This window comes from Cellulosimicrobium sp. GQ32 (genome assembly GCF_059758455.1).
Window position 1 is genome coordinate 164,718 of the sequence record NZ_JCAXEP010000005.1, and the last position, 26,523, is coordinate 191,240.

The window sequence follows — 26,523 nt, forward strand, 5'->3', positions numbered from 1 at the left end:
GACCCATGAAGGCGCTGTTCGTGAGCTGCACGCTCAAGAAGTCCCCGGAACCGTCCAACACCGAGGCGCTCGGCCGCGTGGTCGCCGAGGCGCTCCAGGACCGCGGCGTCGAGGTCGAGCACGTCCGGCTCGTCGACCTCGACGTCCCGCCGGGCGTCGTCACCGACGTCGGGGAGGGCGACGAGTGGCCGCGCGTGCACGAGCGGCTGCTGGACGCGCAGATCCTCGTGGTGCTCACGCCGACGTGGCTCGGGCGCCCGTCGTCGCTCGCGCAACGCATGCTCGAGCGCATGGACGCGATGATCTCCGAGGACGGCCCCGACGGTGTCCCCGTCGCCTACAACCGGGTCGCGGGCGTGGTGGTGACGGGCAACGAGGACGGCGCGCACCACGTCATCTCGGAGGTCAGCGGCGCGCTCGCCGACATCGGGTACACGATCCCCGGCCAGGCCTGGACGTACTGGAACCAGGGCCCCGGCCCGGGCCCCGACTACGTCCAGACGGGGCACGGCCACGAGTGGGCGCGGGAGACGGGCCGCCTCATGGCGCACAACCTGCACGCCGTCGCGTCGGCGCTCGAGGCGCGCCCTGTCCCCGCCCCCGGCTCCTGACCGACGACCGCTACGACTCCGCGATGCGCTTGATCGCCGCGAGCCGACGGTCCCAGGCCGCGCCGATGGCCTCGAGGGCGCGCGCGGTCTCCTCCAGCCGGGCGCCGACCGCGCGGTAGCGGACCTCGCGGCCCACGCGGACGGACTCCACGAGCCCCACCTCCGCGAGCACCCTCAGGTGCTTCGCGATGGCCTGGCGGCTCACCGGCAGACGCTCGGCGAGCGCGGACGCCGAGAGGTCCGCGCTGCCGAGCTCCTGGAGGATCCGCCATCGCGTGTCGTCCGCGAGCGCCGAGAACACGGGGGCGAGCTCCGTCGCGGGTGCGGTCACGCGCGACCGCCCTCGGCCGCGAGCGCCCCCTCGAGGAGCTCGACGAGCTCGTCGAGCTCGCTCGTCCACCCCTGCTGGTGGCTCTCGAGCAGCCCGTCGGGGTCGGCGACGAGGTCGAACCCGGTCTCGACGACGCGCAGGACGGTCGTCGGCCCCTGGGCCTCGAGCGTGAAGCGCGCGACGGTCGAGCTGGTCTCGTCCATGACCTGCCCCACCGGGGTCCCCCACCGGAAGGCGAACGCCGTCGTGGGGTCGTACTCCTCGATGCGCACCTGGACGTCGGGTGCGTCCGGCCAGCTGAACACGCCCTCGCCGCCGACGCGCAGGTCCGGCAGCTCGGTCCGCTGGCCGAACCAGCCGCTGATGAGGTCCTCCTGGGTGAGCGCCGCCCAGACGCGTGCCGCCGGGGCGTCGATGGTCACGGTCCGGGACACGGTGTACGACTCGCGGTCCACGACGGCCGGCTCGTTGGTGGTGGTCATGATGCTTCCTCTCCGTGGGACGATCGGCTTTCTGCAACTTCAGAGTTGCACATGGCGTCGGTCCACGCAACCCCTCGGTTGCGTCGTGGCGACGGCGCGCCCGCTCATGCGCTCCCGACCGCGATCCCCGCCACCGCGGCCGCGAGGCACACGACGAGCATCCCGAGCGCGTGGACCAGCGCGACGGCGCCGCGGCCGGCGAGCAGCAGGCGCGCGCCCTCGACCGACGCCGTCGAGAACGTCGAGTAGCCGCCCAGGAAGCCGACCCCGAGCACCGCGGCGACGTCGCCGTGCCCCGGGTGCGTCGCGCCCCACCCGGTGAGCAGCCCCAGCAGGAAGCATGCGGTGACGTTCACGACGACCGTGCCGAGCGGCGCCGACCACCGGTTGTGGCGGGCCACGAGCGTGTCCAGCAGGAACCGCGACGCCGCGCCGAGCCCACCGGCGAGGGCGACGAGCGCCAGCTCGGGGACGCCCGTCACCGCGCCGCACCGCCCCGGGCGACCAGCCGCCGTCGGGCCGCAGCGGCGAGCGCGATCCCGCCCACCGCGGCCGCGACGCCGAGCGCGACGCTCCCCAGCGCGTACGCCGCGCCGAGGGCTGCGTGGCCGCCGCTCGCCAGCCGCTCGACCTCGACGGCGAACGTCGAGTACGTCGTGAACCCGCCGAGCACGCCCGTCCCGCAGCCGAGCCGCACGGCCCGCCGCCGCCCGGCGTCGGGACCCGACCGGAGCAGCGTCTCGAGCAGCGCGCCGAGCACGAACGACCCGGCGAGGTTGATCCAGAACGTCGTCCACGGCCACGACCCGGGCACGGGGGCGAACGCCTGCTCGAGGAGCGCGCGCGCCGTCGTGCCGACCGCTCCCCCCAGCGCGACGAGCCCCGCGAGCGCGAGGAGCGGCGTCCGTCGTCTCACCTCTCCCACGGCGTGCGGAGCTCCTTCCAGTCCACGACCGCGAGCGGGACCGTGAGCACCGGCCGGTGCTGGTGGTGGGCGAGGTGCGCGGCGACGGACCCCTCGACGAGCTCGCGCAGGTGCGCCGTCGACCCGGGCGCGCGCGTCCCGACGACGATCACCGCGGCGTCGACCGCCCGCGCGAGGTGCGTCAGCGCGCGGTCGGGACGGCCCGCGAGGTAGTGCAGGTCCACCACCACGCCCGTGCCCCGCAGCGCCTCCGCGACCTCGGCCCGCAGCCGCGCCTCGACGTCCCGCCAGGAGTCGTCGGCGGAGTCCGGATCGAGCGGTGCGTGCGTCACCGAGCCGTCGGGGTGCTCCTCCACGACGTGGCGGGAGGTGTCGGCGTAGGCCGCGACGACGCGGGACCCGGCGGCACCCGCCCAGGCGGCGGCCGTCCGGACCACGAGCGGGTCCCCGCCGGGGACCACGCCGACGACCACGGGGTGCCCCGCGAACGGGACCATGCGGTCGAGCGCGGGCTGGGGCACGGGTCTGGCTCTCATGCGGACCTCTTCCCGCGGGCAGCACCCTGCCCGCCGACGTGCGACGAGACAGGAACCATCAGCCCTGGCGGCGGTTCGGGCGGCTATGCCCCGGCGGGATCCATCACCGCCCTCAGCCTACCCAGCCCGGCCGACCCGCGCTCAGCCCGCCTTCGTGTCCAGCCACTTCTTCTCGTCGAACGACTTCGCGAGCTCGTGGTCCGTGATGACGAACCCGACGGCCTGCGCGACGGGCAGGATCTGGTCGCGCTCCAGCCCGTCGTCGATGCCGAGCCGGTACAGCATGACGACGGTCCCGGTGTTGAGCATGACCCCCGGGGAGTTCCCGTCGTCGAGCAGCGCGTACGAGCCCTGGAACCCCGGCTGCGGCACCGCGGCGGCGAGGGTCGGGTGCGCGGGTCCCGTGGTGTCGGCGATCGGGTCGCCCTCCGGTGCGTCGTTGAAGGCGGCGGCGGCGCGCTCGGCCTCCTCCTCAGACCCGACGTCCACCAGCACCAGGTCGAGCGCGAGGGTCGGGCCGTCGTCGGACACGACGCGGGCCTCGAACCCGGCCTGGCACGAGCCCGCGAGCGCCTCGATCGCGGGGATCGCGGGCAGGTCGTCGCACGCGAAGTCGCGCCGCGCCACGAGCGCGATGCGGTCCTCGTTGACCAGGTAGTCGTTGTCGGAGAAGTAGTCCCACGACATCGGCGCGAGCGCGGGGCCCGACTCCGGGTCCATCTCCGCCCCCGCGCGGTACTGCTGCTCGAGCCACGGCTCGTCGTCCGTGACGTCGGTGTCCGCCGGCTCTTCGGTCGGCTCGGGCCCCTCGGTGGCCTCCGGCTCCGCCGGTGCGTCCGTCGCGGGCGCCTGCTCCGCGGTCGTCGGCTCCGGGGCGGGCGGGGCGTCGTCGCGCACCGCGAGCCACACGCCGAGGCCGCCCGCGACGACGACGAACGCACCCACGCCCGCGAGGACGGGTACGAGCCACGTGCGCGACCCGCGGCCGGGCGGCGTCCCGTACGGGGAGAAGCCGTAGGGGTCCGACGGCGGGCCAGGCGGCCCCGGCACGACCGTCGCGTCGTCGGGCGCGCCGTAGACGGAGCCCGGGGTGGTCGCGTACGGAGCCGTCGGGGTGCCGTACGGGGCGCCGTGCGCGTGGGGGCCCGCGGGGACGCCGGGCGGCGGCGCGTACCCCGGCGCGGTCCCCGCGGGCGGCCAGGTCGCCCCCGTGTCCGCGGGCGGGAGCGTCGCGTGCGGGTCGCCGGGCCGGCCAGGGCCCCGGCGACCTCCCGTGCCGTACGGGTCGGTGTCGTACGGCGCCTGCGCGTGCGGGCTCGCGTAGCCCGGCGCCGGGGCACCCGACCCGCCCGGGCCCGCCCCCCCGTCCTCCCCGTACCGTCGCGGCGGCCGCATGACGGTGTGGTCGTCGACCGGCTCGTACGGGTCGGTGGGGTGGGACATCGGGCGGGTCCTCTCGTCGCAGGCGGCTCGTGCAGGGTAGCCGGTCACCGCACGCGGGCCGGGACGCGACCGTGGGTCGTGCTGGACGGCTACGGTGGCGACCGGCAGACGTGGCGGCGTGGTGTGACCTGCGTGACGGGGTGATCTCCTCCCCAGGGTGGACACGCCCGCGAGGCGGGCAGCGTACGCTGCGGGTGGGTCACCGGACGGCGGACAGGGGGAACTACCGCTCGACCGACGAGAGACCGGACCGCCGTCCGACCCGCACCAGTGCTCATGAACACACTCACCTGGACTGCCGAAGACGACGCGACCTGGCGCGCCCGCAGCGCGTCGCGCGAGTACGTGATCCGGCGCGACGACACCGACGGCTGGACGCTCCACGGGCCGGAGCGCACCTGGGTCGCGCTGCCGAACCTCGAGCTCGCCAAGGAGGTCGCCGCGCTCGCCGACGAGGTGCACCACGACGACGACAGGATGACCCGCTACCGCGTGGTCACCGCCACCGGCGCGCGCCGCGGCGAGCCGTTCGGCGCGGACAGCGACGAGGACGCGATCGACGTGCTCCGCGCTCGCCGCCGTGCGGGCAACCTCCCGCTCGCGCCGTTCCGGCTCGAGACGAGCGACGGGCGGCTCGTCGGGTCGTGGCAGAAGGCCACCGAGATCCCCGCCCGGCCCGCCACGTCGCACGACGGGACCGCGGGCCCCGTCTGAGCTCGCCCGGGCGAGCCCACGGCACCGACGACGGGCCCGGTCAGCCCCCCGAGCGCAGCGCCGCGACGTGCGCGGCGCGCTGGCGCCGGCTGCTGTCGACGTGCGCCTCCGCCAGCGCGGCGGCCCGCTCGCCGTCCCGCGACGCGACCGCCTCGAACAGCTCCGCGTGCTCCCCGGTCACGTGCGCGAGGTCGTCGTGCTGCGACAGCGCCCAGCGCACGCGGCTGCGGATGCCCTGCATCAGGTCCCGCAGGAGCTGGTTGTCGGCGAGCTCGGTCACGATCTCGTGGAAGTCGGCCGCGGACCGGCGCGACCCGACGCTGTCGGCCGTCCGAGCACCCTCCTGCTCGCTCACGAGCGCGCCCCGCAGCCGCTCCAGGCCCTCGGCGCCGTGCCGCTCCGCCGCGAGGCGGAACGCGAGCGGCTCCAGCACCTCACGGACCTCGTCGAGGTCGGCGAGGTCTGCGTCGGAGAACTCCCGCACCACGGCCCACGTGTGCGGCCGCAGCACGACGAGCCCTTCCCCCTCGAGCGCCTTGAGCGCATCGCGCACGGGGATGCGGCTCACGCCGAAGTCGGCCGCGAGGTCCCGCTCGACCAGCCGGGACCCCGGGCGGCGCACCCCGTCGAGGATCTCGTCGCGCAGCGTCGCTGCGACCCGGGCGGACTCCAGCACTCGCTCCTCGGCTCCGGACACCGGTCGATTCTCCCACCGCGCCCGACGCGCGCACGCGGGTACGGACGGCGCGCGGCCCCGCGTGCGCGCTCGTTCCTCGTGCCGTGGAGAGCGCCCGGCATCCGTGCGAGGGTGGAGGGACACGCGTCGAACGAGGGAGTTGCGATGTCGAGCACCACCCGTCCCCCCGTCCTCCGCCGGGCGCACCGCGCCCGCCTCGCAGGGGCGGCCGCGCTCGCCGTCGGGGTCGCGCTCGCGGCGCCGGCCGCGGCGGTCGTGCCCGCGGCACCGGAGACCACGGCGCCTGAGGCCCCGACGGCCGTGGCCGCGGCGCCCGACGAGGGGTACGACGTGATCTTCGACGGCACCGCCGAGTCGTTCGACGCCTGGGAGTACGCGGGCGACGGCGGGTTCGACCTGCTCGACGACGGCACGATCCGCTCCCGGGCGGGCGCGGGCGGCGGGTTCGGCACCCTCTGGTACCCGGTCCGGCAGTACGGCGACTTCTCGCTCGTCGTGCAGCTCCGCGACGACGCGCCCGGGGACGCGCGCGCCAACAGCGGCGTGCAGGTCCGGTTCCCCGACCTCTCCGGTCCGGTCGAGGGGTGCCCGACGACGTTCAACGGCAACGAGACGGGCAACCTCTCGTGGATCGCCGTCAACTGCGGGCACGAGATCCAGGTCAACGACTCCCCGGAGGGCGGGTCGAACGACCCCCGCAAGACCGGGTCGGTCTACGGGTTCGCCGACATCGGCCTCGACCGCGCGCGACCCACCGCCAAGGGCACGTGGAACGAGCTGGAGGTGCGCGTCGTCGGGCAGCACTACACGGTGATCCGGGACGGGGTCGTCATCAACGAGTACGAGAACCTGCCCGGCGTCCCGTTCCCCGACCGCCCGCTCGACCCGGACTCGAGCAGCCGCGGCCTCGTCGGGTATGTCGGTCTCCAGGCGCACGGGTCCGCGCCCGACGTCGTGTCGTACCGCGACGTCCGGGTCCGGGAGCTCCCGCCCGTCCACGTCGAGGTGGACGCGCGGTGCCTGGCGGGGACGGCGCACGTCGCCGTGCGCGCGCTGAACGTCGGGGAGGACGCGGTGGACCTCACCCTGGGCACGGCCACGGGTGAGCGCTCGTTCGCGGACGTCCAGCCCGGCCGCAACGCGTACCAGTCGTTCAGCGCGCGGGCCGCGTCGGTCGAGGCGGGTACGGCCACGCTGGCCGTGGCGACCGCCGACGGCCCGGCCGTCGTCGAGACGCCGTACGCGGCGGTCGACTGCGGCTGAGAAAAGGGCGGGCGGCGACCGGCCTCGTCTGTGAGGGTGGGTCCGTGCGCCCCTTCGACGAGCTGATCACCGAGGCCGAGCAGGCGGACGTCACCGGCTGGGGGTTCGGCTGGCTCGACGGCCGCGCCACCGAGGAGCGCCCGCCGTGGGGCTTCGTGTCGCTCCTGTCGCGGCACCTCGCGCGGGCCGACGCGGCGCTCGACCTCGACACCGGCGGCGGAGAGGTCCTGGCGGAGGCGTTGGAGGCCGCTGCCGACCGGGGCGATCCCGTCCCTGCGACGCTCGTGGCCTCCGAGGGCTGGCCGCCCAACGCCGCGCGCGCCCGCTCGCTCCTCGCCCCGTGGGGAGGGCGCGTCGTCGTCCCGGGCGACGGCGTGCTCCCGGTCGACGACGCGTCGTTCGGCCTGGTCACCGCGCGGCACCCCGTCGCCCCGGCATGGTCGGAGATCCACCGCGTGCTGCGACCGGGCGGCACGTACCTCGCCCAGCACGTGGGCCCGGGCTCGGCGTTCGAGCTCATCGAGGCGTTCCTCGGGCCGCAGCCCGAGGCCCGTGCGGGCCGCGACCCCCACGACGAGACCGCACAGGCGCGCGCCGCCGGCCTCGACGTCGTCGACCTCCGCACGGCCACGTGCCGCATGGAGCTCCACGACGTCGGAGCCGTCGTCTGGCTCCTGCGCAAGTGCGTGTGGTGGGTCCCGGACTTCTCGGTCGACCGCTACCGCGGCGTGCTCCAGGGCCTCGACGCGCGGATGCGGGCCGGCGCGCGCGCCGACGGGACGACGTCCACCCCGTTCGTGGCGCACTCGACCCGCCACCTGGTCGTGGCCCGCCGACCTGGTTGAGGCCCCCGGCCCCGGCCTCAGCCGGCGAGCTCCTGGAAGGTCCGGACGCCGCTGATCGCGCCGAGGATGAAGCCCACCGCGGTGCACGCGATCGCGACCCCGAGCGCGATCTTCGCCGTCTTCTCGTTCCGGCGCACCGCGATCGCCGAGAAGACGATCGCGAGCACGCCGAACACGATCGGCAGGAAGAACACCGCGATCGGGCTGAACACGTACGCGAGGATCGTGCGCCACGTCATCGGCTGCGGGCCGACGGGGGCGTACGCGCCGTAACCCGGCTGACCGCCGTAGCCGGGCTGGCCGTAGGGCGCGCCGTAGGGCTGCTGGCCCTGCGGCGGGTACGGCGCGCCGTACGGCTGCTGGCCCTGCGGCGGGTACGGCGCCGCGGGAGGAGCCTGCGGCGCCATCTGCCCGTAGGCGGGCTGGTGCTGCTCGGGCGGCGCGGGCTGGCCGTAGGCGGGCTGACCCTGGCCGTAGGGCGCCTGCGCGCCGTAGGGCCCGGGGGCGGCCGGCTGCCCGTAGGCGGGCTGGCCCTGCCCGTACGGACCGGGGGCCTGCGGGGGCTGCTGGGCGTCGCCGCCCGGGTGCTGCTGGTACGGAGGCTGGCTCACGGCGTGTTCCTTCGTCGCGGTTGGCGCCGTCCCGACGGCGGCGTGGTCCGAAGGCTAGCGCCTCGGGCCCACGCGCGGGGCCACGCCCGGGACGGCGAGACCTCTGGGTCCTACGACCCCGCGGGCAGCGTGATCTCGACGAACTCGGCGTCACCCAGGTCGCGCGTCGCGACGACGGCGCCGCGCTCGCGGTAGTCGCCCGCCCGCGGGGTCGTGGGGACGTCGACGAGCGCGCCGAGGTCGGACCCTGCGCGCACCCGGACGCCCTGACCGGGCTCGACGACACGGTAGACGACCCGACGCGTCCGCCCGGCGAGCTCGAGGTCGACGGCGAGACCGTCGGCCGCCGCCGTCAGCACGGGGTCGACGACGAGGGTCCCCGGCTGCTCCGTGAGCCCGAGCACGCCCTGGACGAGCTGGCGCAGGTAGATGCCGGGCCCGCTGGAGTAGACGCGCCACCCGCCGCGCACGCCCACCGTGCCGTCGCGCAGCCGGTCGAAGTCGCGCGCGAAGCTCTGGCGGTCCGGGAAGTCGGCGTCGCTCGACGAGAAGTACGCGTTGCGCTGGCGCGGCGCCGCGTGGGCGAGGCGGCTGCCCAGGTCGACGGGGCTGATGCGCAGCAGCTCGTCGAGCGCACGGCCACGGCCCAGGGCCGCGAGCGCCTCGACGTAGCGGATGTGCGCGTGCACGTACATGAGCCCGATCTCGCGGCCGACGTTCGCCGCCTGCTCGGCCCGCAGGAACGTGTGCGGGATCCCCTCGTCGAACGCGGCGGGGTGGTCCATGAGGCGCACGCCGTCGGGGAAGTGCAGGTGCTCGACCACGAGGCGCTCGTGCTGCTCCGCCTCCTCGGGCGTGAGGATGCCCGCGATGATCGACTGCGTCATGGGGATGAGGCGGTACCGCATCCCGGACACGGTGTCGGACGGGTGGATGACGAGCTCGTCGCCGTCGGCGCCGTGGCGCACGTACCCGGCCATGACCCCGTCGACGAGCGCGCGCTCGCGCAGGTCGGCGCGGACCTCGGCGGCCAGGGCCCCGGCGCGCGCCGAGAGGGCGGCGTGGTCGTCGCTGCCGGACGTCGTGCGGGCGAGCAGCGCGGCGGCCTGCACGAGCAGCGCGGACGTCCACGTGGACGCGAGGTCCGTGCGCATGCGCGGGTCGGCGGGCTGGAGGGTGTCGTCCCAGTCGCCCTCGCCGTACGCGGGCAGGGCGGTGCCGGGGAGGCGGTCGCGGTCGAGGTGGTCGAGCAGGCGCGCGACGTGGTCGCGCACGGTCGCCGCGGCGTCGGGTCCCGACGCGGCGGGGCGCCGGTGCGCGTGGTCCCAGAACGGGACGGGCTCGTCGAGCACCGCGAGGTCACCGCTCGCGTCGAGGTACTGCGCGAGCGCGAACAGCGGCCACACGACGACGTCGCCGTGCGAGGAGTCGTTGTAGCGCTCGCCGTACGCGTCGAACATGAACCACTGGGGGAACTCGCCCCACGTGTGCTGGTGCGCGAGGACGCGCAGCACGATCGCGCGCGCGACGTCGTACCGCCCGCCCGCGAGCGCGAGCTCGAACGGTCCCTGGCACACGTCGCGCGTGCCCCACGCCGCGCCCGAGTACTGCTCGAGCCCGTGCGGGACGAGGAAGTGGATCAGGGCGTCGTGCGCGTACCAGGGCACGAGGAGGTCGAGCTCCTGCGTCTCGAGCTCCGCGTGGGGCGCGAACCGCAGGCCGCGCACGACCCCGCGGACGGTCGCGAGGTGGCCCGCGAGCGTCGCGTCGAGGTCGGCGAGCGGGTCGTGGGTGGACGCGGCGAGGGCGAGAGCGGCGTCGGCCCCGGCCAACGAGCCGGTGATCGAGAGCCGGAGCGCGCCGGTGTCGGCCGCGCTCGTGAGGCGGTGGGCGACCGGGCCGCCCGCGCCATCGGCGTCGTCGAGCGAGAGGGGCGCGCTCGACGACACGACGTACCGCAGGTCGGGGTAGTGCGCGTCGACGTCGCCCCCCGGGACGGGGTGCACGACGACGGCCTCGCCGGCGTCCGCCGTCGGGGCGACGTGCTCGACGACCCAGCCGCCGGCCTCGTCGTCGAGCTCGAGCGTCGCCGTGACGTGGAGCGGGCGCTCGCAGCGCACGGCCACGTCGATGCGGTTCTCGCGGTCGTGCGCGACGGTCCGCACGTCGACGCGGCCGAGCGGCGTCTCGTAGACCCAGCGGACGCCGCCGACGTCGAGGACGAGCGCGGAGGGCAGCCCGAGCAGGCGGGGCCCGCGGCCGTCGTCGACGAGGACCCGCAGGCCGCTGCTGCGCAGCAGGTTGAGGTGGTGCCGGTGCACGGTCGCGAGGCGGTTCGCCGTGGTGTTGCCGAGCACGACGTGCGACGCGAAGACACCCGGCGCGAACGCCGTCGTGGAGAGCACGTCGTCCGTCGGCAGCACGTCGTCGCCCGCCTTGAGCACGTGCCCGTGGGAGCGCTCGGTGACGGTGTCCTTGCGCGCGTCGACGACGTGCGTCCCGGCCGCGGTGAAGAACGAGAGCAGCGTGCCGTCGGCGTCGCGCTCGGGCAGCAGCACGTCGTCGGCACCGAGCCCGACGGCCGCGAGCAGGTCGGCCTCGCCGAGCTCGTCGCCCGCGAGGAGCGGGGCGTCGCGCAGCACGGACGCGGTCCGCGGCAGCGGGGTGGTCGAGCGCTCTTCCGCCGCGGCGGCGACCGCGGCCGCCGCCCAGCCGGCCACCTCGTCGAGGTGTGCCGCGAGCGGTCCGGGCGCGTCCGGGTCGACGACCGTCACGGCGTGCAGGCGGGCCGTCCCGCGCGACAGGTCGAGAGGGCCGGACACGAGGGTCGGCATCGCGTACTCGTACTGGAGCACCCCGGAGCCCACGGGCCCGAGCAGGCCGTGCGGGACGCCGTCGCGCCGCGCCCGTGCGGTGAAGACCTGGAGCGAGTCCGTGAGGTGCGCGACCGCACCCTCGACGAGGAACGTGACGGCGAGCGGGAGGCGCGGCTGGGCCGACATGGTCTGCCGACTGACGAGCACGGTCCCGGCGTCGGGGTGCTCCAGGGCGCGGTGCAGCAGGTACTGGCACACGTACGGCTCGCTCGACAGCGCGGCGGCGGGCGGCGCGAGCGCGAGGTCCTGCGCGTGCACGACGTCGTAGCGCGCGTCCGCGGGCGTGCTCGCGCCCGCCGTGAGGTCGACGCGCCAGACGAGCGTGCGCCCGTCGAGCGTCAGCGCGACGCGCGCGGCGAGCCCGAGCGCCTCGCCCGACCACACGACGCGGTCGGTGCCGACCTCGACCGACGTCACCGCGGGCGCCGAGCCGGTGAGCCGCGCGACCTCGACCGTGCCGTCCGCGCGGGTCACGCGCAGGAGGACGCCACCAGGCATGCGATCGTGCTCGCCCGGCAGGTACTGGTTGACGAGCAGGCCGCCCGTGCTGACGGCGCGCACGTCGCCGCCGCCCGTGAGCTCGACGGTCAGGTCGCCCGAGGTGAGCGTGGCGCGGGCGGGGGTCTCGGTCGCGGTGAGGGTCACGCGGTCTCCTGCTCGGTGGTGCGGGGCTCGGGCGCTGCGGGCGGGGTGCCCTCGGGGCGCAGCAGCGCGAGGAACTGGTCGAAGAGGGCGACCATGTCGACGTTGTCGGGGTCCAGCAGCCACTGGAGCTGGAGGCCGTCCATGACGGCGGAGAAGAGCTGGCCGATCGCCTGCGGGTCGACCTCGGGGCGCAGCTCGCCGCGCGCGACCGCGTCCTGGAAGCGCGTGTCGTCCTGGTGTCGCAGGGCGCGGTAACGGTCGCGCACGACGTCGTGGGCCGGGTGGGCGGCGTCCGTCGCCTCGGCGGCGACCACCACGTGGAGCGAGACGAGACCGGGCGTCTCGGCGTTGCGCCGGACCTGGTCACGGATGGTCGTGAGGAGGTCCGCGCCCGCGGCCTCGTCCTCGGTGCGCCGCACGAGGTCGCGCCGGTCGCGCTCCTCGAGCGTCGCGGTCAGGAGGCCGGCCTTGCTGCCGAAGTGGTGCAGGAGCCCGGCCTCGGAGATGCCGACGCGCGCCGCGATCTCGCGCAGCGAGCTGCCGCGGAAGCCCTGCTCGCCGAACACCTCGACGGCCGTGCGCAGGATCTCGCGACGGCGCTGCTCGCCCCGGACGATGCGTCGGTCGGGCAGCCCCGCCGCCGTCGTGCCACGGGCCATGGTCGTCGCCCCGCGGTTCACCGAGCCCCCACCCGTCCCCGTCGTGGCGCCGCCACCTGCGGAGTCGCTCTCGTTCATCACCGTCTCCTTCGCCAGTCTGTCGGCGCCAACGGTACGGCCTGGACGCCCCGGTTGAAAATACTAACCGAGCGCACGCTAAGGTAGTTTCCACAGCGGCTCACCAGACGAGCCGACTGCTCGATGAGGAGGATTGCTCATGAAGCTCGGACGCAAGGCGGTCGCCATCGGCGTCGTCGGACTCCTGGCCCTGACCGCGTGCGGTCGCGCGGACGACGACTCGACGGGTGGCGAGAGCGCCGCCGGGTCCACCACGACGGTCGACGACTCCCCCGCGGAGGGCGACATCACGATCTGGGCGATGGGTGAGGAGGGCGAGAAGCTGCCCGACTTCGTCCAGGGCTTCACCGAGGAGAACCCCGACGCGAACGTCGAGGTCACCACGATCCCGTGGGCCGACGTGATGACGAAGTTCCAGACCGCCGTCGCCGCGGGCACCGTGCCCGACGCGATCATGATCGGCTCGTCCTTCATGCCGACGATGGTCGCCACCGGCGGCCTCGCGCCCGTCCCGGACGGCCTCGTCGACAGCGCGGACTTCGTCGAGGGCGCCGCGGCCTCGACCGTCGCCGACGGCGTCGAGTACGGCGTGCCGTGGTACGTCGAGACCCGCGTCCTGTACTACCGCTCCGACCTGGCCAAGGCGGCCGGGGTCGAGGCGCCCACGACGTGGGAGGAGCTCACCGCGTTCGCCGAGGCGATGAAGGCCAACGGCTCGACCTACGGCCTCCAGCTCCCGATGGGCGACGCGGAGGACTCCACGCAGGTCATCCTGCCGTTCTACTCGCAGGCCGGCGGCTCGGTCCTCAACGAGGCCGGCGACGCGTTCGACCTCGACAACCAGGCGATGATCGACGCGCTCGACTACTACGCCTCGTTCTTCACCGAGGGCCTGTCGCCGCTGTCCGGCTACGGCGACTCGCAGAACAGCGCGTTCGTCGACGGCTCCGACCCGGCCTTCATCTCCGGCCCGTGGATGGTCAACGTGCTCGCCGACCTCCAGGGCGAGGACTGGGTCGAGCAGAACGTCGCGACCGTCCCGGTGCCCGCGGGCTCCGCGAACAACGACTCGTACATCGGCGGCGCCCACCTCGGCGTGTTCGCCGAGGCCAAGAACGCCGACGGCGCCTGGAAGCTCGTGCGCTGGCTCGCCCAGCCCGAGACGCAGCAGGCCTGGTTCGACGCCACGAGCGACCTGCCCGCCCTCACCACCGCGTGGGACTACGAGCCGCTGACGTCCAACCCGCGCACCCAGGTGCTCCAGGAGCAGCTCGACAACACGATCGCCCCGCCGACCGTGCCGAGCTGGGACGAGCTCTCCGCGACGATCGAGACCGAGGCCGAGAAGGTCGCGAACGGTCAGGTCACGTCCGAGGACGCCGCCAAGGCGATCCAGGCCAAGGCCGACACGCTCGGGCTCGGCTGGTAACAGGGCCCGTCAGTCATGACCACCACCACCGAGGGACGGCGCCGGCGTACGGCCGGCGCCGTCCACCGGCGACGGCAAGCGCTCGTCGCCTGGCTGTTCGCTCTCCCGTTCGTCGCGGTCTTCGCGGTCTTCATGCTGGGGCCGCTGCTCGCGTCGTTCGGGATGTCGTTCTCGGACCTCACGATCCGTGACATCAAGACGCCGTTCGCGGTGAACTTCGTCGGGCTCGAGAACTTCACCGGCGTCTTCCAGGACGAGCTGTTCCGCAAGGCGCTGCTCAACACCTTCTACTTCGTCCTCGTCGGCATCCCGCTGACGATGGTGCTCGGGCTCGCGCTCGCCGTCGCGCTCAACTCGGGCATCGAGAAGTTCCGCAGCGTCTTCCGCGTCGGCTTCTACACGCCCGTCGTGACGTCGATCGTCGCCGTGGCGGTCGTCTGGCGGTTCATCCTCCAGGACTCGGGCCTCGTCAACACCGTGCTCGGCTGGGTCGGCATCGACGGCCCGGACTGGCTCAACGACAGCGCGACGGCGATGCCGTCGATCATCGTCATGGCGGCCTGGCGCAACATGGGCACGCTCATGATCATCTTCCTGGCCGGTCTCCAGGCGATCCCGCGCGACGTCTACGAGGCCGCCGAGGTCGACGGCGCCGGCTCGTGGCGGCGCTTCCGCTCCATCACGGTCCCGCTCATGCGCCCGACCCTGCTGCTCGGCGCGGTGCTGCTGTCCGTCGGCTTCCTCCAGGTGTTCGAGGAGCCGTTCGTCATGACCAAGGGCGGCCCGGTCAACTCCACGCTGACCATCAGTTACTACGTCTACAACCAGTTCGGGTACGGCAACTACGCGTTCGCCTCCGCAGCCGCGTACGTGCTCTTCGCGCTGATCGCCGCCCTCGCCGCCGTCCAGTTCCGCCTGCTGCGGTCGAAGGAGGATTGACATGACCGTCACGTCCTCGCGGACCACCCCCGCGACGTCGACGCCGGAGGGCGCACCCCGCCGTCGGCCGCGACGCCCGATCCGCTGGTCGCGCGGCGCCACCTACACGGCGCTCGTCGTCGGGCTGCTCCTGACCCTCATGCCGTTCATCTGGATGGCGCTTGGCAGCTTCAAGACGCAGGGCGAGCTCCTCCAGCGCCCCATCACGTGGTGGCCGCAGAACCCGACTCTCGACAACTACGAGCGGTGGCTCTCCCAGCTCAACTACGGGCAGTACTTCACCAACTCGATCGTCGTCGCGGTCGCCGTGGTGCTCGGCAACATCGTGTTCTGCTCGATGGTCGGCTACGCCCTGGCGAAGATGAGCTTCCCCGGCAAGCGGGTGCTGTTCGCGCTCGTCATGCTCACGCTCATGGTGCCGGGCGTCGTCACGCTCGTGCCGATGTTCGTGCTCGTGTCCAACATGGGGCTCGTCAACACCTACCCGGCGCTCATCCTGCCGTTCCTCGCCGGGCCGCTCGGCGTGTTCCTCATGCGGCAGTTCATGCTCGGCATCCCCGACGCGCTCATCGAGGCCGCCCGGATCGACGGCGCCGGCGAGTTCCGGGTCTTCTTCAAGATCGTGCTGCCCCAGTGCGGCCCGCCGCTCGCGACGCTGAGCATCCTCACGTTCCTCGGGTCGTGGAACAACTTCCTGTGGCCCCTCGTCGTGGCGCAGACCGAGAACATGTACACGCTCCCGGTCGCGCTCTCGCTGTACTCGGTCGGCTCGAACGGCACCTACTACGGCCTGCTCATGGCCGGGTCCGTGCTCGTCGTGACGCCGATCCTCATCCTGTTCCTGTTCCTGCAGCGCTACTTCGTGCAGGGCATCGCCATGACCGGCATCAAGTGACCGGCGACCGACGAGGAGATCCTGTGTCGATCACCTTCCCCGAGAACTTCGTCTGGGGCGCCTCGACGGCGGCCCACCAGATCGAGGGCAACAACGTCAACAGCGACTGGTGGGCGCGCGAGGTCGACCCGGCCTCGACGCTCGCGGAGCCGTCGGGCGACGCCGCCGACTCCTACCACCGGTACGCCGAGGACATCCGGCTGCTCGCCGAGTCCGGGCTCACCGCGTACCGGTTCTCGATCGAGTGGGCGCGCATCGAGCCCGCCGAGGGCCGCTTCTCGCGCGCCGAGCTCGACCACTACCGCCGCATGGTCGACTGCTGCGTCGAGCACGGGGTCACGCCGCTCATCACGCTGCACCACTTCACGTCGCCGCGCTGGTTCGCGGAGGACGGCGGCTGGACGGACCCGCGGTCCGTCGAGCGGTTCGCGCGGTACGTCGAGCACGTGCTGCCGCTGCTCGACCGCGCGTCGCACGTGTTCACCATCAACGAGCCGAACATCCTCGCGATGATGATCACGGCCGCCAAGGGTGCCGAGCAGCTCCAGGCCGGCACGATGCACGCGCCCGACCCGGTCGCGACCGAGCACCTCATCGCGGCGCACCGCCGGGCGGTCGAGCTCGTGCGGACCGTCGGGGTGCCCGTCGGGTGGCCCGTCGCGCCGCAGCAGTTCTTCGCCGACCCGGGTGCCGAGGAGGTCCTGCGCGAGTACGCCTACCCGCGCGAGACCGTCTTCCTCGAGGCCGCGCGCGGCGACGACTTCGTCGCCGTCCAGGCCTACACCCGCACGCGCATCACCGTGGACGGCCCGCTGCCGGCGCCCGAGGACTCCGAGAAGACCCTCACCGGCTGGGAGTACTACCCGGCCGCCATCGCGGAGGCCGCCCGCCTCGGCCACGAGATCACCGGCCTGCCGGTCCTCGTCTCCGAGAACGGCATCGCGACGGCCGACGACGCGCGGCGCATCGACTACACGCGCGACGCCCTGCGCGCGCTGCACGCCGAGATGGAGGCGGGCCTCCCGCTGCTGGGCTACCTGCACTGGTCGCTGCTCGACAACTACGAGTGGGGCTCGTTCGCCCCGACCTTCGGGCTCGTCGCCTGGGACCCGGAGACGTTCGAGCGCACGCCCAAGCCCAGCCTCGGCTGGCTCGGCGGCGTCGCGCGCGGCACCGTCGCGCTCGACGGCTGACGCGACGCGGTCACGACCGCGCCGCACCCCCTCGCAGGTCTCGACGCGGGGCGGGGACATCGTCCCCGCCCCGCGTCGTCGTCCGTCCGGAGATGTCGTCACCCCGCCGCGCGGGCGTCCGTCTCGAACTGCGCCGCCGCAGCGACGGTGTCCGGGTTGTCCAGGAGCGTCGCGCAGAGCGCGGTGGACAGCGTGAAGTCCTCGACCCCGCGGGCTGCGAGCGCCGCGACCTGGGTCGTGTCGCGCAGGCTCGCGGCGAGCACCCGGCATCCCCGTCCCGAGGCGAGCAACGTCGCGTGGAGGTCGGCCGTCTGCTCGACGCCGTCGAGCCCGAGGTCCCCCATCCGTCCCACGTAGGGCGCGACCCAGCCCGCGCCGGCCGCGTCCGCGAGGAGCGCCTGGGACGCGTGGTAGACCGCCGTGACCAGCACGGGCACGCCCTCGCGCGTCAGCCGGCGGGAGACGGCGAGGCCGTCGCGCGTCGCGGGCAGCTTGACGACGACGTCCGGCCCGAGGGCGACGAGCTCCCGGCTGTGCGCCTCGAGCGCCGCCTTGTCCGGGCCGACGGCCTGGAGGAACACCGTCCCGGCGCCTGCGGCGCGCGCCCACCGGTGGACGGCGGGGACGTCGTCGACGGTGAGGCCTGCCCGGCGCAGGATCGTCGGGTTGGTGGTGACGCCGGCGAACAGTCCGGTCGCGAGGAGCCGCTCGACCTGATCGCGGTCGGCGGAGTCGATGTACAGCATGCGTTCTCCCAGGTGGTGCGGTCAGGCCGCGGGCGGCCGGGGCCGGTCCGCGACCGTGGCGAGCAGGTCGTAGTAGGGGGCGTCGATCGTCGCGGGTCGGTCGCGGGGCGGCACCACGTCGAGCACGGGCGGCGTCCACGACGCGGCGACGCCCGCGACGGTGGTGCCCTCGAGGACGGCGACGGCCTGGACGCACGCCCCGCGCGCCGTCGCCTCGGGGGCGGAGCGGCGCACGACCGGGCGGTCCAGGGCGTCGGCGAGGACCTGCCGGTACGCGAGCGACCGAGCACCCCCGCCGTTGACGACGACCTCGCCGCTCGTGTCGACGCCCACCCGCTCGAGCGCGCGGGCGGCCCCGACGAGGCCGGCCACCACGCCCTCGAACGCCACCAGCGCCAGGTCCTCCCGGGTGGTCTCGCCGGTGATCCCGCCGAGCACGCCGGTCGCGCCCGGCCGCCGAGGCGTGCGCTCCCCGTCGAGGTAGGCGACGAGCGTGGGCCGCCCCTCCCGGACGGGCGCGGCCAGCGCGAGGCGCTCCAGGGTCGCGTGGTCGACGTCGAGGAGCCGCGCGAAGGTGTCGGTGACCTTGGCGGCGTTGAGCGTGCAGGCGAGGGGCAGGTATCCGCCGGTCGCGTCGCAGACGGAGTCGACCGTGCCGAGCGGGTCGACGACGGACGTGCGGCGCGGGCTGAAGACGACGCCGGAGGTGCCGAGAGAGACCCCGAGGTCGCCCTCGACGAGGCCGAGCCCGACGGCGGCGAGGTGCTGGTCTCCCCCGCCCGGTCCGACGACGACCCCCGGCCCGAGCCCGAGCTCGGCCGCGACGTCCGGGCGCACGGTCCCGGCCGGGGTGTCGGGCCCGAGGACGGTCGGGAGGGCGTCTGCCCACCCGACCCCCGGTGAGACGAAGCGCTCCAGGAGCTCGGGCCGCCAGACGCCGCGGTGGACGTCGAGGTAGCCGGTGCCGGCGGCGTCGGACCGGTCGGTGACCGTCGCCCCGGTGAGGCGGTAGGTGAGGTAGTCGTGCGGCACGAGGACGTGCGCGACGCGCTCGAGGAGCGTGGGGTCGGTCTCCGCCACGTGCGCGAGCTTCATGATCGTCAGGGCGGACGACGGCGCCATGCCGACGTCCTGCATCCACTGCCCGAGCCCGTACGCACGGGCGATCCGCGCCGCCGCCGGGCCGGCCGTCGTGTCGTTCCACAGCGGCGCGGGAGCCAGCGGCTCGCCGGTCCGGTCCAGCAGCACGAGCCCGTGGCACTGGGCGCCGACCGCGAGCGCGACGACCTGCGCCGGGTCGGCGTCGGCGTCGCGCAGGGCGCCCGAGAACGCCGCCCGGAACGCGGCCCACCAGTCCCGGGGGTCCTGCCGGCTGACCGGGGGCGCGGTCCGGGGGTGGGGGGCCGACGCGGTCCCGACGAGCGCGCCGTCGTCCCGGCGGCGCAGCTCGACGGTGCAGGACTGGGTCGACGAGTCGACCCCTGCGACAAGGTCCATGGCTACTTCCAGTAGGGCTCGAGGGGCGGCAGCTCCTGGGGCGCCTCGTCGATCTTGCCGACGGCCCCCGACGGGTGCGAGTGCAGGACGTTCGCCCACGAGTACCCGCGCATCCGCATGAGGACCACGGCGAGCGCGTCGCCCCACGCTGCCGTCACGAGGGTAGAGCCCATCGCGATGACCTCGCCGGGGTCGATCCCGGGGATCATCGTCAGCTCGACCACGACGTCCGCGTTGCGCGCGAGGCGCGAGGAGGCGTCCGCGGTGACCGCGACGACGGTGTCGACGCCGCGCTCCTTGGCGCGCACGACGAGATCGTTGATCTCGTCGCTCCCGCCCCCGCGGGAGATCGCGACGAGGATGTCGCCCGGGGCCATCGCGCCCATCGTGCCGTGCAGCGCGTCCGCGCCGGAGATGAACACCGACGGGGTGCCGGACACGGAGAGCAGGTGCGCCATGCGGCGCGCGACCGCGCCGGACGTGCCGGCCCCGGTCACGAAGACCTTGCCCGTGCACTCGTACACCCGCTGGACCACGTCCAGGAACACGTCGCCCAGGTCGGTCACGCTCGCGGCGACCCCCTGCGCCTCGTGCGCGACGACTGCCCGGGCGGTCTCGAGCACGGCGGCACGGCGGCGCGTCGTGGTGTCGGGGATGGTCATGGGTACTCCTCGTCCAGGGGTTCTCGGTGTGGTCACGCGGCGCTCCAGGCCGCGTGCCGCAGGTCCACGGAGGACAGGTCGACGGCCGCGACGACGTCGCCGTCGCACCGGCCCTCCGTGAGGGTGACGACGTCGTCCGCGAGCTCGAGGATCTCCTCCTCCTCGCTGGACACGACGACGACCGTGAGCCCGTCGTCGTGCGCGAGCGAGCGCAGGAGCCGGTGGATCTCGGTCTTGACGCCGATGTCGACGCCCTTGGTCGGCTCGTCGAGCAGCAGCACGCGCGGCGCCTGCGCCAGGACCCGGGCGAGCAGCACCTTCTGCTGGTTGCCGCCGGACAGGCGCTCGACGGGTCCCTCGCGGTCCCCGCGGACCTGCATGCGGTCCATGAGGGCCGTCGCCTCGCGGCGCATCCGTCGCTTGTCGAGCAGGCCGAGGCGGCGGTACCGGTCGAGGACCGGGAGGACGACGTTCGTCGTGGCGTCCAGGCCGCCGACGATGCCGTCGACCTTGCGCTCCTCCGTGAGGTAGACGAGTCCGCGGCGCTGGGCCTCTGCGGGAGTGGCGGGACGGTAGGGCGCGCCGTCGAGCTCGATGCTCCCGGCCAGGACCCTGTCGAGGCCGACGAGCGTGCGCAGCAGCTCCGTGCGGCCGGCACCGATGAGCCCGTAGACCCCCAGCACGCGGCCGGGGTGGGCCGTGAGACTGACGTCGGCGAGCGCGGGCGTGCGCAGGTTCCGCACCACGAGGGACGGGCGTGCGCCCGCGTCGAGCGGGACGACGTCGTCGCGGTGCGCCGCTTCCGTGACGCCGCCCGTCGAGGCGACGGCCTCGTCCCCGGCGATCGCGTGCACGACCGCCTGGCGGTCGACCGTGCCGGCCGGGCCGGCGATGCGGACCTCGCCGTCGACGAGCGCGACGACGTGGTCGGCGACCGCGTACAGCTCGTCGAGCTTGTGGTCGACGAGCAGGATCCCCAGGCCCTCGGTGCGGGCCAGGCCGCGCACGGTCTCGAGGAACCGCTCGACCTGACCGCCCTCCAGGCTCGTCGTCGGCTCGTCGAGCAGCAGGTAGCGCGCGTCGCGCGCCACGGCCACCGCGATCTCGAGGAGCTGGCGGGTCGCGACGGGGTAGGCGCCGAGCTTGCGGTCGACGTCCACCGCGAGCCCGAACCGGTCCGCGAGCGCGCGGGACTGCTCGCGCATGGCGCGGCGGTCGAGCGCTCCCCCGCGCGTCAGCTCACGACCGAGGAACACGTTCTGCGTGACCGTGAGGTTCGGCAGGAGCGACAGCTCCTGGTAGACGGTCGAGATCCCCGCGTCGAGCGCGGCGGTCGGCGAGCCCTGGGGCAGCGCCTGGCCGTCCACGGACACCGTGCCCTCGTCGGCGGGGTGCGCCCCCGCGAGGACGCGGAGCAGCGTCGACTTGCCGGCGCCGTTGTGCCCGACGAGCCCGGTGACGGTGCCCGCCGCGAGCGTCAGGTCGATGCCTTTGAGCACCCGCACGTGCGAGAAGCTCTTGACGATCCCGCTGGCCCGCAGGGCGCCGCCCTCGGCGGCGCCCCGCGGGACCGACGTGGCGACGTCGGTCATGTCAGCCGACCTCCCCCGGCGCGGGGGTCTCGCCGACGGTGAACGCCTTGAGCGGCAGGAGGATCTCCGGCTCGACGTCCTCGCCGTCGACGTACGCGCGGATCTGCTCGGTCACCTGGGTGCCGTAGCTCTCCGGCTCCTGGGCGACGCAGCCGCGGTACACCTCGGTGAGCGGCTCCTCCGACGCGCAGAACCCGTAGAGCGCGACGTCGGTGCGGTTGCCCAGCGCCTGGAGCGCGCCGTAGACGGCGGGGCCGGTCGAGGCCCAGATGACGTTGATGTCCTGGTTGCCCTGGAGCATCTCGCCCGTGACGCGCAGCGAGTCGTCGGGCTTGACGTTGCCGTCGACCTTGGCGACGACCTCCGCGTTCGGGTCGGCCGACACGGCGTCGGTGAAGCCCTCGTCGCGGATGACGACCGGGCGCTCGTCGGGCTCGGTGATGAAGCCGATGCTCAGCGCCGCGTCGGCGCCGAGGTCCTCGAGGACCTTCTCGCCCATCGCGCGGCCGCCCGCCTCGTTGTCCGCGCCGAGGTACTGGACGATCGTCGCCCCCTGGGCGGCGAGCGCGTCCTCGTCGACGATGACGTTCACGGTGAAGACGGGCACGCCCGCGTCGTTCGCCGCCTTGACGATCCCGGCGGCGGGCTCCGACTTCACGGGGTTCAGCGCGAGCGCGCACGGGTCCTTCTGCAACATCGCCTCGACCTGGGCGAGCTGCTGGGCGTCGTCGTCGTTCGCGACCTGCACCTCGACGTCGAACCCGTTGGCGGCGCCCCCGTCCTCGAAGCCCTGCTTCATCGCCACGTAGTACGGGTTGGTGAGGTTCGGGAGGCTGACCGCGACGTACGGGTTCTCCCCGTCGCAGGACGCGGGCAGCGTGGTCTGGGCCTGGTCGGTCGAGCCGCTCCCGCTGGTGTCGCCGGTGCCGGTGCCGGTGTCGACGGCGGAGCAGGCGCCCGCGAGGGCGAGGGCGGTCACGGCGAGGGCCGAGACGATGATCTTGCGTCGCATGAGTACTCTCCTTCGAGCGGTGGGGTCAGGACGTGGCGCCGGAGGCGCGGCGTGGTTGCAGGAGCTGGAGGAAGAGGCGCCCTCTCCCCCCGGTGGTCGAGAGCGAGCGGCGGTAGGTGTCGAGGCTGACGCCGGCGAGGATGATCACGCCGATGACGAGGGGCTGCCAGAAGCTGTCGACGCCGACGACGTTCATGCCGTTCGAGACGGTCGCGATGAGCACCGCACCGAGCAGGGCGCCGCCGATCGAGCCGACCCCGCCGAACAGGCTCACCCCGCCGACGACCGCGGCGGCGATCGAGTAGAAGAGCTCGTTGCCCGACCCGGCGGACGGGTACCCGACCATGAGGCGCGAGGTGGTCACGACGCCGGCGAGCGCGGCGCACAGGCCGGAGACCGCGTAGACGAAGAGGGTCGTGCGCCCGGTGTGGATGCCCGCGAGGCGCGCCGTCTCCTTATTGCCGCCGAGCGCGTAGATGTGGACGCCCGTGCTCGTGCGCGCCAGGAGGACGCTGAAGACGACGGCGACGAGCGCCACGATGAGGATCGGTGTCGGGATGCCGAAGACCCCGCCGCGCCCGAGGAAGGCGAACATCGGGTCGCGGACGGTGACCGACGCGGCGCCCGTGAGGATCATCGGGATGCTGCCGGCGATGCCGAACATCGAGAACGTCGCGATGAACGGGGGCAGGCGCAGGTAGTGCACGAAGATCCCGTTGACGAGGCCCACCGTGACGCCGACGACGAGCGCGAGGACCGTGGCGGCCCACCAGGGCAGGCCGGCCTGCATCCCGAGCGCCGCGGCCATGCCCGTGAGGGCGAGGTTGGACCCCGTCGAGAGGTCGATGCCACCGGTGAGCAGCACGAAGGTCTGGCCCAGCGCGAGCAGTGCCACCACGGCACCGTTCAGCAGCAGGACCTCGAAGTTCCCGGCGGTGCGGAAGTTCGGGGACAGCAGACTCATCACCACCACCACGAGGACCAAGATCCCCGCGATCCCGACCTCGTCGGGGACGCGTCGTCGCGACATGTACTTCTCGCCTCCTTGCGGGTGCTCATATGAGCACGCGATTGCTCGTATGTCGATAGTATGGACACGACGAGGCCGCAAGCAACGCGCCTCGATCACAGATCGGTAACATATGTGCAGACGAGCGCTCAGATGAGCAAGAATGGGTGACATGACGGACTTCTCGCGCCACGAGCTCGCGCACGTGGCCCGCCGCTACTACGTGGACTCGGCATCCAAGGTCGAGATCGGCGAGGAGCTCGGCGTCTCACGGTTCAAGGTCGCCCGGATGCTCGAGCAGGCGCTCGAGGCCGGGATCGTGACCATCACCATCGACGACGCCGGCGTCGTCGACCCGGCCCTCTCCGCGCGCCTGCGCTCGCACCTCGGCCTGGACGAGTGCCTCGTGGTCCAGGGCCGCGACACCGTGTCCGAGCTGCGCGAGGACGTCGGCGCGGCCGCCGCGGAGCTGCTCACCCGGTCCCTGCGCCCGGGGAACACCCTCGGTTTCGCCTGGGGGCGGACGCTCACCGCCATGACGGAGCGCCTCACCGCACTGCCCCCCGTCACCGTCGTCCAGCTCACCGGTGCGGTCGGCTCCGACCTCTCCGACTCCCCCGTCGAGGTGATCCGCCGAGTCTCCCTGCGCGCCGGGGGCGACGCGCACGCGATCTTCGCGCCCCTGGTCGTCGAGGACGCCGCGACCGCGGCCACGCTGCGCCGCCAGCCGGACATCGCCCGCGCCCTCTCGCTCTTCGACCGTGTCGACGTCGCCGTCGTGGCGATCGGCTCGTGGGACCCGCCGATCTCCCAGCTCCGCGAGGTCCTCGGGCGCGACGAGCGGGACGACCTCACCGCGCGCGGGGTCCGCGCCGAGATCGCGGGCATCCTCCTCACCGCGGAGGGCGACCTCGTCCCCGACTTCGCCGAGCGGTGCCTCTCGATCTCCGCGCGCCAGCTCGCCCGCGTGCCCCAGGTGATCGCCGTCGCCGCCGAGCACGAGAAGGCGGCCGCCGTCCACGCCGTCACGCGGTCCGGCCTCGTCTCCGCCCTCGTCACCGAGCAGCGGTGCGCCGAGGCCCTGCTGGAGCTCCCCCCCGTCCCGCGCGGCACGGGCCGATGAGCGACCCCCGCACCCGCGTCGCCGCATCGTTCTGGTCCACGCCGCGCGACCGCGTCGCCGCGGAGGCCGACCGGCTCGCCCGGGCCGGGCTCCGCACCGTCCACTGGGACCACACCGACGGGCGCTTCGCCGCGGCGGGGGGTTTCACCGCGGCGGAGGCGGCAGAGGTGACGGCCGGCAGCGGGCTGGCCGCCGAGGCGCACCTCATGGTCGAGGAACCGCTGCACGAGGTCGACCGCTGGACCGACTTCTGCGAGCTCGTCGTGGTCCACGCCGGGACGCGTGACTGGCGCACCGCCCTCGACCGCGTCCGCGCGCGGGGTGCACGCGCCGGCGTCGCGCTCTCGCCCGGCGTCGAGGTGCCGGAGGTCGAGCCCGGGACCGACGTCCTCGTCATGTCGATCTCCCCCGGCCACGCCGGCTCGACGTTCCAGGTCGACGCGCTCGCCACGGTCGGGCAGGTCGCCCGCCCCGGTCACGCCGTCGGCCTGGACGGCGGCGTCACGCGCGCGATCGTCCCCCGGGCGCTCCGCGCCGGGGCCTCGTGGCTCGTGTCCGGGACCGACCTCGTCGCGAGCGAGGACCCGCTCGGCTGGCTGACGGCGGCGCGCGCCACGGGGGTCGCTCCGTCGCGCGACGGGGACGAAGGAGCCGGATGAGCACCGCGCGCCCCGGTCGGCGGAACGTCCCGCTCGCAGCCGTCGCAGCCGAGGCCGGGGTGTCCGTCCCGACCGTGTCGAAGGTGCTCAACGCGCGCCCGGACGTCTCGGCGGCGACGCGTGAGCGCGTCGCCGAGGTCCTGCGGCGCCACGGCTACGAGATCCGGCCTCCCACGGCCAGGCGGACTGGCCTCGTCGACGTCCGCATCGTCGACTTCGAGGGTCCGTGGTCGGAGGCGGTGGTGCGCGGCGCGGTCGCGGAGGCGCGACGCCTGGGCCTGGACGTCGTGCTGTCCGTGGAGCTGGACCCCGACGACTGCGGTGCCTGGGTCCGGCACGCGCTCACGCGGGGCACGGACGGGCTCGTGAGCGTCGTCGCCGTGCCCGACGCCGAGGCGCGCGCCACGCTGGCCGAGGCGGGCGTGCCGCTCGTCGTCGTCGACCCCCGGCGACGCCCGCCCGAGGACGTGCTCAGCGTGGGGGCGGCGAACTTCCAGGGGGCGCTCGAGGCGACGACGCACCTGCTGGAGCTCGGGCATCGGCGCGTCGCGACGATCACCGGCGTCCCGGAGCAGGACAACGCGATCGCCCGGCTCGCCGGCTACCGCGCCGCGATGATCCGGGCGGGCGTCCCGGTCGGCGACGACCTGGTCTGCCTGAGCACGTACGGCGTACCCGCGGGCTACGAAGGAGTCCAGCGGCTGCTCGCCCTCGACGAGCCGCCGACCGCGATCTTCGCGTGCAGCGACGACACGGCACTCGGCGCGCTGCGGGCGCTGCGCGAGGCGGGGAGGTCGGTGCCGGGCGACGTCTCGCTCGTCGGGTTCGACGACCTGCCGGTCGCACCCTGGACCGACCCGCCGCTCACCACGGTCCGCCAACCTCTCGTCGAGATGGGCGCCTCGGCCGTCGGGCTCGTGCACCGCGCGCGCACCGCGAGCGGGCACACGCTGCGCACCGAGCTCGCGACGCGCCTCGTCGTCCGGGAGTCCACCGCTCCCCCGCGGTCCTGACGCGGTCCCGACACGACCCCTGCCCAGCTCTGGGGCGA

The 26,523-nt window shown here is 74.3% G+C and carries 27 protein-coding genes and 1 riboswitch; of the genes, 11 read left to right on the plus strand and 16 right to left on the minus strand.

What is annotated here, in order from left to right:
* The first annotated feature begins 5 nt into the window (after positions 1-5).
* Positions 6-611, plus strand: a complete 606-nt coding sequence (locus AC6CH9_RS10405) for a flavodoxin family protein (protein WP_498154815.1) — start codon at positions 6-8, stop codon at positions 609-611.
* A 10-nt stretch (positions 612-621) separates the two neighbouring features.
* On the opposite strand, the gene AC6CH9_RS10410 is transcribed toward AC6CH9_RS10405, so the two are convergent.
* From AC6CH9_RS10410 to AC6CH9_RS10435, 6 genes are all read right to left on the minus strand, one after another.
* The gene (locus tag AC6CH9_RS10410; RefSeq protein ID WP_498154816.1) at positions 622-942 is read right to left on the minus strand and encodes an ArsR/SmtB family transcription factor; all 321 of its coding nucleotides are present in this window, start codon (positions 940-942) and stop codon (positions 622-624) included.
* Complete coding sequence (locus AC6CH9_RS10415) at positions 939-1,424, minus strand: SRPBCC domain-containing protein (protein ID WP_498154817.1); 486 nt, start codon at positions 1,422-1,424, stop codon at positions 939-941. The genes AC6CH9_RS10410 and AC6CH9_RS10415 overlap by 4 nt, the downstream gene beginning before the upstream one ends.
* Positions 1,425-1,528: 104 nt before the next feature.
* Positions 1,529-1,906, minus strand: coding sequence for a fluoride efflux transporter FluC (locus AC6CH9_RS10420; protein WP_498154818.1), 378 nt, complete (start codon positions 1,904-1,906; stop codon positions 1,529-1,531).
* On the minus strand, positions 1,903-2,340 hold the full coding sequence (locus tag AC6CH9_RS10425) for a FluC/FEX family fluoride channel (RefSeq protein ID WP_498154819.1): 438 nt from the start codon (positions 2,338-2,340) through the stop codon (positions 1,903-1,905). The genes AC6CH9_RS10420 and AC6CH9_RS10425 overlap by 4 nt, the downstream gene beginning before the upstream one ends.
* Entirely contained in the window at positions 2,337-2,885 is a 549-nt protein-coding gene (locus AC6CH9_RS10430) for a universal stress protein (protein WP_498154820.1), read from the minus strand. Before AC6CH9_RS10430 ends, AC6CH9_RS10425 begins: the two co-directional genes overlap by 4 nt.
* Positions 2,886-2,927: 42 nt before the next feature.
* Positions 2,928-3,002: riboswitch (Fluoride riboswitch) on the minus strand.
* A 24-nt stretch (positions 3,003-3,026) separates the two neighbouring features.
* Positions 3,027-4,328, minus strand: a complete 1,302-nt coding sequence (locus AC6CH9_RS10435) for a hypothetical protein (RefSeq protein ID WP_498154821.1) — start codon at positions 4,326-4,328, stop codon at positions 3,027-3,029.
* A 276-nt stretch (positions 4,329-4,604) separates the two neighbouring features.
* Between AC6CH9_RS10435 and AC6CH9_RS10440 the strand changes: the two genes are divergently transcribed.
* Positions 4,605-5,042 carry a hypothetical protein gene (locus AC6CH9_RS10440; RefSeq protein ID WP_498154822.1) on the plus strand — a complete coding sequence of 146 codons (438 nt, stop codon included), beginning with the start codon at positions 4,605-4,607 and terminating at the stop codon, positions 5,040-5,042.
* 40 nt (positions 5,043-5,082) lie between these two features.
* On the opposite strand, the gene AC6CH9_RS10445 is transcribed toward AC6CH9_RS10440, so the two are convergent.
* Complete coding sequence (locus tag AC6CH9_RS10445; RefSeq protein WP_498154823.1) at positions 5,083-5,739, minus strand: GntR family transcriptional regulator; 657 nt, start codon at positions 5,737-5,739, stop codon at positions 5,083-5,085.
* Between the two features lie 144 nt (positions 5,740-5,883).
* On the opposite strand from AC6CH9_RS10445, the gene AC6CH9_RS10450 reads away from it, so the two are divergent.
* Both AC6CH9_RS10450 and AC6CH9_RS10455 read left to right on the plus strand, forming a co-directional pair.
* Positions 5,884-7,002 (plus strand): 3-keto-disaccharide hydrolase, encoded by a 1,119-nt coding sequence (locus AC6CH9_RS10450; RefSeq protein WP_498154824.1) that lies wholly within the window; start codon positions 5,884-5,886, stop codon positions 7,000-7,002.
* A gap of 44 nt (positions 7,003-7,046) precedes the next feature.
* Entirely contained in the window at positions 7,047-7,847 is an 801-nt protein-coding gene (locus AC6CH9_RS10455) for a methyltransferase domain-containing protein (protein ID WP_498154825.1), read from the plus strand.
* A 17-nt stretch (positions 7,848-7,864) separates the two neighbouring features.
* On the opposite strand, the gene AC6CH9_RS10460 is transcribed toward AC6CH9_RS10455, so the two are convergent.
* The 3 genes from AC6CH9_RS10460 to AC6CH9_RS10470 form a co-directional block, all read right to left on the minus strand.
* The gene (locus AC6CH9_RS10460) at positions 7,865-8,458 is read right to left on the minus strand and encodes a hypothetical protein (RefSeq protein ID WP_498154826.1); all 594 of its coding nucleotides are present in this window, start codon (positions 8,456-8,458) and stop codon (positions 7,865-7,867) included.
* Positions 8,459-8,568: 110 nt separating this feature from the next.
* Positions 8,569-11,979, minus strand: coding sequence for a GH36-type glycosyl hydrolase domain-containing protein (locus AC6CH9_RS10465; RefSeq protein WP_498154827.1), 3,411 nt, complete (start codon positions 11,977-11,979; stop codon positions 8,569-8,571).
* On the minus strand, positions 11,976-12,716 hold the full coding sequence (locus AC6CH9_RS10470) for a TetR/AcrR family transcriptional regulator (protein WP_498154828.1): 741 nt from the start codon (positions 12,714-12,716) through the stop codon (positions 11,976-11,978). Before AC6CH9_RS10470 ends, AC6CH9_RS10465 begins: the two co-directional genes overlap by 4 nt.
* 139 nt (positions 12,717-12,855) lie before the next feature.
* Between AC6CH9_RS10470 and AC6CH9_RS10475 the strand changes: the two genes are divergently transcribed.
* From AC6CH9_RS10475 to AC6CH9_RS10490, 4 genes are read left to right on the plus strand one after another with little or no spacing between them, the layout of a single operon-like run.
* On the plus strand, positions 12,856-14,145 hold the full coding sequence (locus AC6CH9_RS10475) for an extracellular solute-binding protein (RefSeq protein WP_498154829.1): 1,290 nt from the start codon (positions 12,856-12,858) through the stop codon (positions 14,143-14,145).
* 15 nt (positions 14,146-14,160) lie between these two features.
* Positions 14,161-15,084: a carbohydrate ABC transporter permease gene (locus AC6CH9_RS10480; RefSeq protein WP_047230920.1), complete on the plus strand. Its 924-nt coding sequence runs from the start codon at positions 14,161-14,163 to the stop codon at positions 15,082-15,084.
* A gap of 1 nt (position 15,085) precedes the next feature.
* Complete coding sequence (locus tag AC6CH9_RS10485; RefSeq protein WP_498154830.1) at positions 15,086-15,979, plus strand: carbohydrate ABC transporter permease; 894 nt, start codon at positions 15,086-15,088, stop codon at positions 15,977-15,979.
* Between the two features lie 23 nt (positions 15,980-16,002).
* Positions 16,003-17,172: a glycoside hydrolase family 1 protein gene (locus tag AC6CH9_RS10490; protein WP_498154831.1), complete on the plus strand. Its 1,170-nt coding sequence runs from the start codon at positions 16,003-16,005 to the stop codon at positions 17,170-17,172.
* Between the two features lie 98 nt (positions 17,173-17,270).
* Here AC6CH9_RS10490 and AC6CH9_RS10495 read toward each other — a convergent pair whose 3' ends face one another.
* From AC6CH9_RS10495 to AC6CH9_RS10520, 6 genes are read right to left on the minus strand one after another with little or no spacing between them, the layout of a single operon-like run.
* Positions 17,271-17,918, minus strand: coding sequence for a transaldolase family protein (locus AC6CH9_RS10495; protein WP_498154832.1), 648 nt, complete (start codon positions 17,916-17,918; stop codon positions 17,271-17,273).
* 21 nt (positions 17,919-17,939) lie between these two features.
* Positions 17,940-19,415, minus strand: coding sequence for an FGGY family carbohydrate kinase (locus tag AC6CH9_RS10500; RefSeq protein ID WP_498154833.1), 1,476 nt, complete (start codon positions 19,413-19,415; stop codon positions 17,940-17,942).
* Between the two features lie 2 nt (positions 19,416-19,417).
* Complete coding sequence (locus tag AC6CH9_RS10505) at positions 19,418-20,077, minus strand: KpsF/GutQ family sugar-phosphate isomerase (RefSeq protein ID WP_087470396.1); 660 nt, start codon at positions 20,075-20,077, stop codon at positions 19,418-19,420.
* Between the two features lie 32 nt (positions 20,078-20,109).
* Entirely contained in the window at positions 20,110-21,669 is a 1,560-nt protein-coding gene (locus tag AC6CH9_RS10510; protein ID WP_498154834.1) for a sugar ABC transporter ATP-binding protein, read from the minus strand.
* A 1-nt stretch (position 21,670) separates the two neighbouring features.
* On the minus strand, positions 21,671-22,681 hold the full coding sequence (locus AC6CH9_RS10515) for a substrate-binding domain-containing protein (RefSeq protein WP_498154835.1): 1,011 nt from the start codon (positions 22,679-22,681) through the stop codon (positions 21,671-21,673).
* 25 nt (positions 22,682-22,706) lie between these two features.
* Positions 22,707-23,711 (minus strand): ABC transporter permease, encoded by a 1,005-nt coding sequence (locus AC6CH9_RS10520; protein WP_498154836.1) that lies wholly within the window; start codon positions 23,709-23,711, stop codon positions 22,707-22,709.
* Between the two features lie 151 nt (positions 23,712-23,862).
* Between AC6CH9_RS10520 and AC6CH9_RS10525 the strand changes: the two genes are divergently transcribed.
* The 3 genes from AC6CH9_RS10525 to AC6CH9_RS10535 are packed head-to-tail and all read left to right on the plus strand — an operon-like array spanning position 23,863 to position 26,485.
* Complete coding sequence (locus tag AC6CH9_RS10525; RefSeq protein ID WP_498154837.1) at positions 23,863-24,813, plus strand: sugar-binding transcriptional regulator; 951 nt, start codon at positions 23,863-23,865, stop codon at positions 24,811-24,813.
* Positions 24,810-25,472: a beta/alpha barrel domain-containing protein gene (locus tag AC6CH9_RS10530; protein ID WP_498154838.1), complete on the plus strand. Its 663-nt coding sequence runs from the start codon at positions 24,810-24,812 to the stop codon at positions 25,470-25,472. The genes AC6CH9_RS10525 and AC6CH9_RS10530 overlap by 4 nt, the downstream gene beginning before the upstream one ends.
* Positions 25,469-26,485 carry a LacI family DNA-binding transcriptional regulator gene (locus AC6CH9_RS10535; RefSeq protein ID WP_498154839.1) on the plus strand — a complete coding sequence of 339 codons (1,017 nt, stop codon included), beginning with the start codon at positions 25,469-25,471 and terminating at the stop codon, positions 26,483-26,485. Before AC6CH9_RS10530 ends, AC6CH9_RS10535 begins: the two co-directional genes overlap by 4 nt.
* Positions 26,486-26,523 lie beyond the last annotated feature (38 nt).

Bases quoted from the DNA above. Each gene is read 5' to 3' on its own strand.
- AC6CH9_RS10405 (WP_498154815.1), top strand. From the start codon at position 6: ATGAAGGCGCTGTTCGTGAGCTGCACGCTCAAGAAGTCCCCGGAACCG.
- AC6CH9_RS10415 (WP_498154817.1), bottom strand. From the start codon at position 1,424: ATGACCACCACCAACGAGCCGGCCGTCGTGGACCGCGAGTCGTACACC.
- AC6CH9_RS10430 (WP_498154820.1), bottom strand. From the start codon at position 2,885: ATGAGAGCCAGACCCGTGCCCCAGCCCGCGCTCGACCGCATGGTCCCG.
- AC6CH9_RS10435 (WP_498154821.1), bottom strand. From the start codon at position 4,328: ATGTCCCACCCCACCGACCCGTACGAGCCGGTCGACGACCACACCGTC.
- AC6CH9_RS10440 (WP_498154822.1), top strand. From the start codon at position 4,605: ATGAACACACTCACCTGGACTGCCGAAGACGACGCGACCTGGCGCGCC.
- AC6CH9_RS10450 (WP_498154824.1), top strand. From the start codon at position 5,884: ATGTCGAGCACCACCCGTCCCCCCGTCCTCCGCCGGGCGCACCGCGCC.
- AC6CH9_RS10470 (WP_498154828.1), bottom strand. From the start codon at position 12,716: ATGAACGAGAGCGACTCCGCAGGTGGCGGCGCCACGACGGGGACGGGT.
- AC6CH9_RS10475 (WP_498154829.1), top strand. From the start codon at position 12,856: ATGAAGCTCGGACGCAAGGCGGTCGCCATCGGCGTCGTCGGACTCCTG.
- AC6CH9_RS10480 (WP_047230920.1), top strand. From the start codon at position 14,161: ATGACCACCACCACCGAGGGACGGCGCCGGCGTACGGCCGGCGCCGTC.
- AC6CH9_RS10485 (WP_498154830.1), top strand. From the start codon at position 15,086: ATGACCGTCACGTCCTCGCGGACCACCCCCGCGACGTCGACGCCGGAG.
- AC6CH9_RS10495 (WP_498154832.1), bottom strand. From the start codon at position 17,918: ATGCTGTACATCGACTCCGCCGACCGCGATCAGGTCGAGCGGCTCCTC.
- AC6CH9_RS10500 (WP_498154833.1), bottom strand. From the start codon at position 19,415: ATGGACCTTGTCGCAGGGGTCGACTCGTCGACCCAGTCCTGCACCGTC.
- AC6CH9_RS10505 (WP_087470396.1), bottom strand. From the start codon at position 20,077: ATGACCATCCCCGACACCACGACGCGCCGCCGTGCCGCCGTGCTCGAG.
- AC6CH9_RS10510 (WP_498154834.1), bottom strand. From the start codon at position 21,669: ATGACCGACGTCGCCACGTCGGTCCCGCGGGGCGCCGCCGAGGGCGGC.
- AC6CH9_RS10515 (WP_498154835.1), bottom strand. From the start codon at position 22,681: ATGCGACGCAAGATCATCGTCTCGGCCCTCGCCGTGACCGCCCTCGCC.
- AC6CH9_RS10520 (WP_498154836.1), bottom strand. From the start codon at position 23,711: ATGTCGCGACGACGCGTCCCCGACGAGGTCGGGATCGCGGGGATCTTG.
- AC6CH9_RS10525 (WP_498154837.1), top strand. From the start codon at position 23,863: ATGACGGACTTCTCGCGCCACGAGCTCGCGCACGTGGCCCGCCGCTAC.
- AC6CH9_RS10530 (WP_498154838.1), top strand. From the start codon at position 24,810: ATGAGCGACCCCCGCACCCGCGTCGCCGCATCGTTCTGGTCCACGCCG.
- AC6CH9_RS10535 (WP_498154839.1), top strand. From the start codon at position 25,469: ATGAGCACCGCGCGCCCCGGTCGGCGGAACGTCCCGCTCGCAGCCGTC.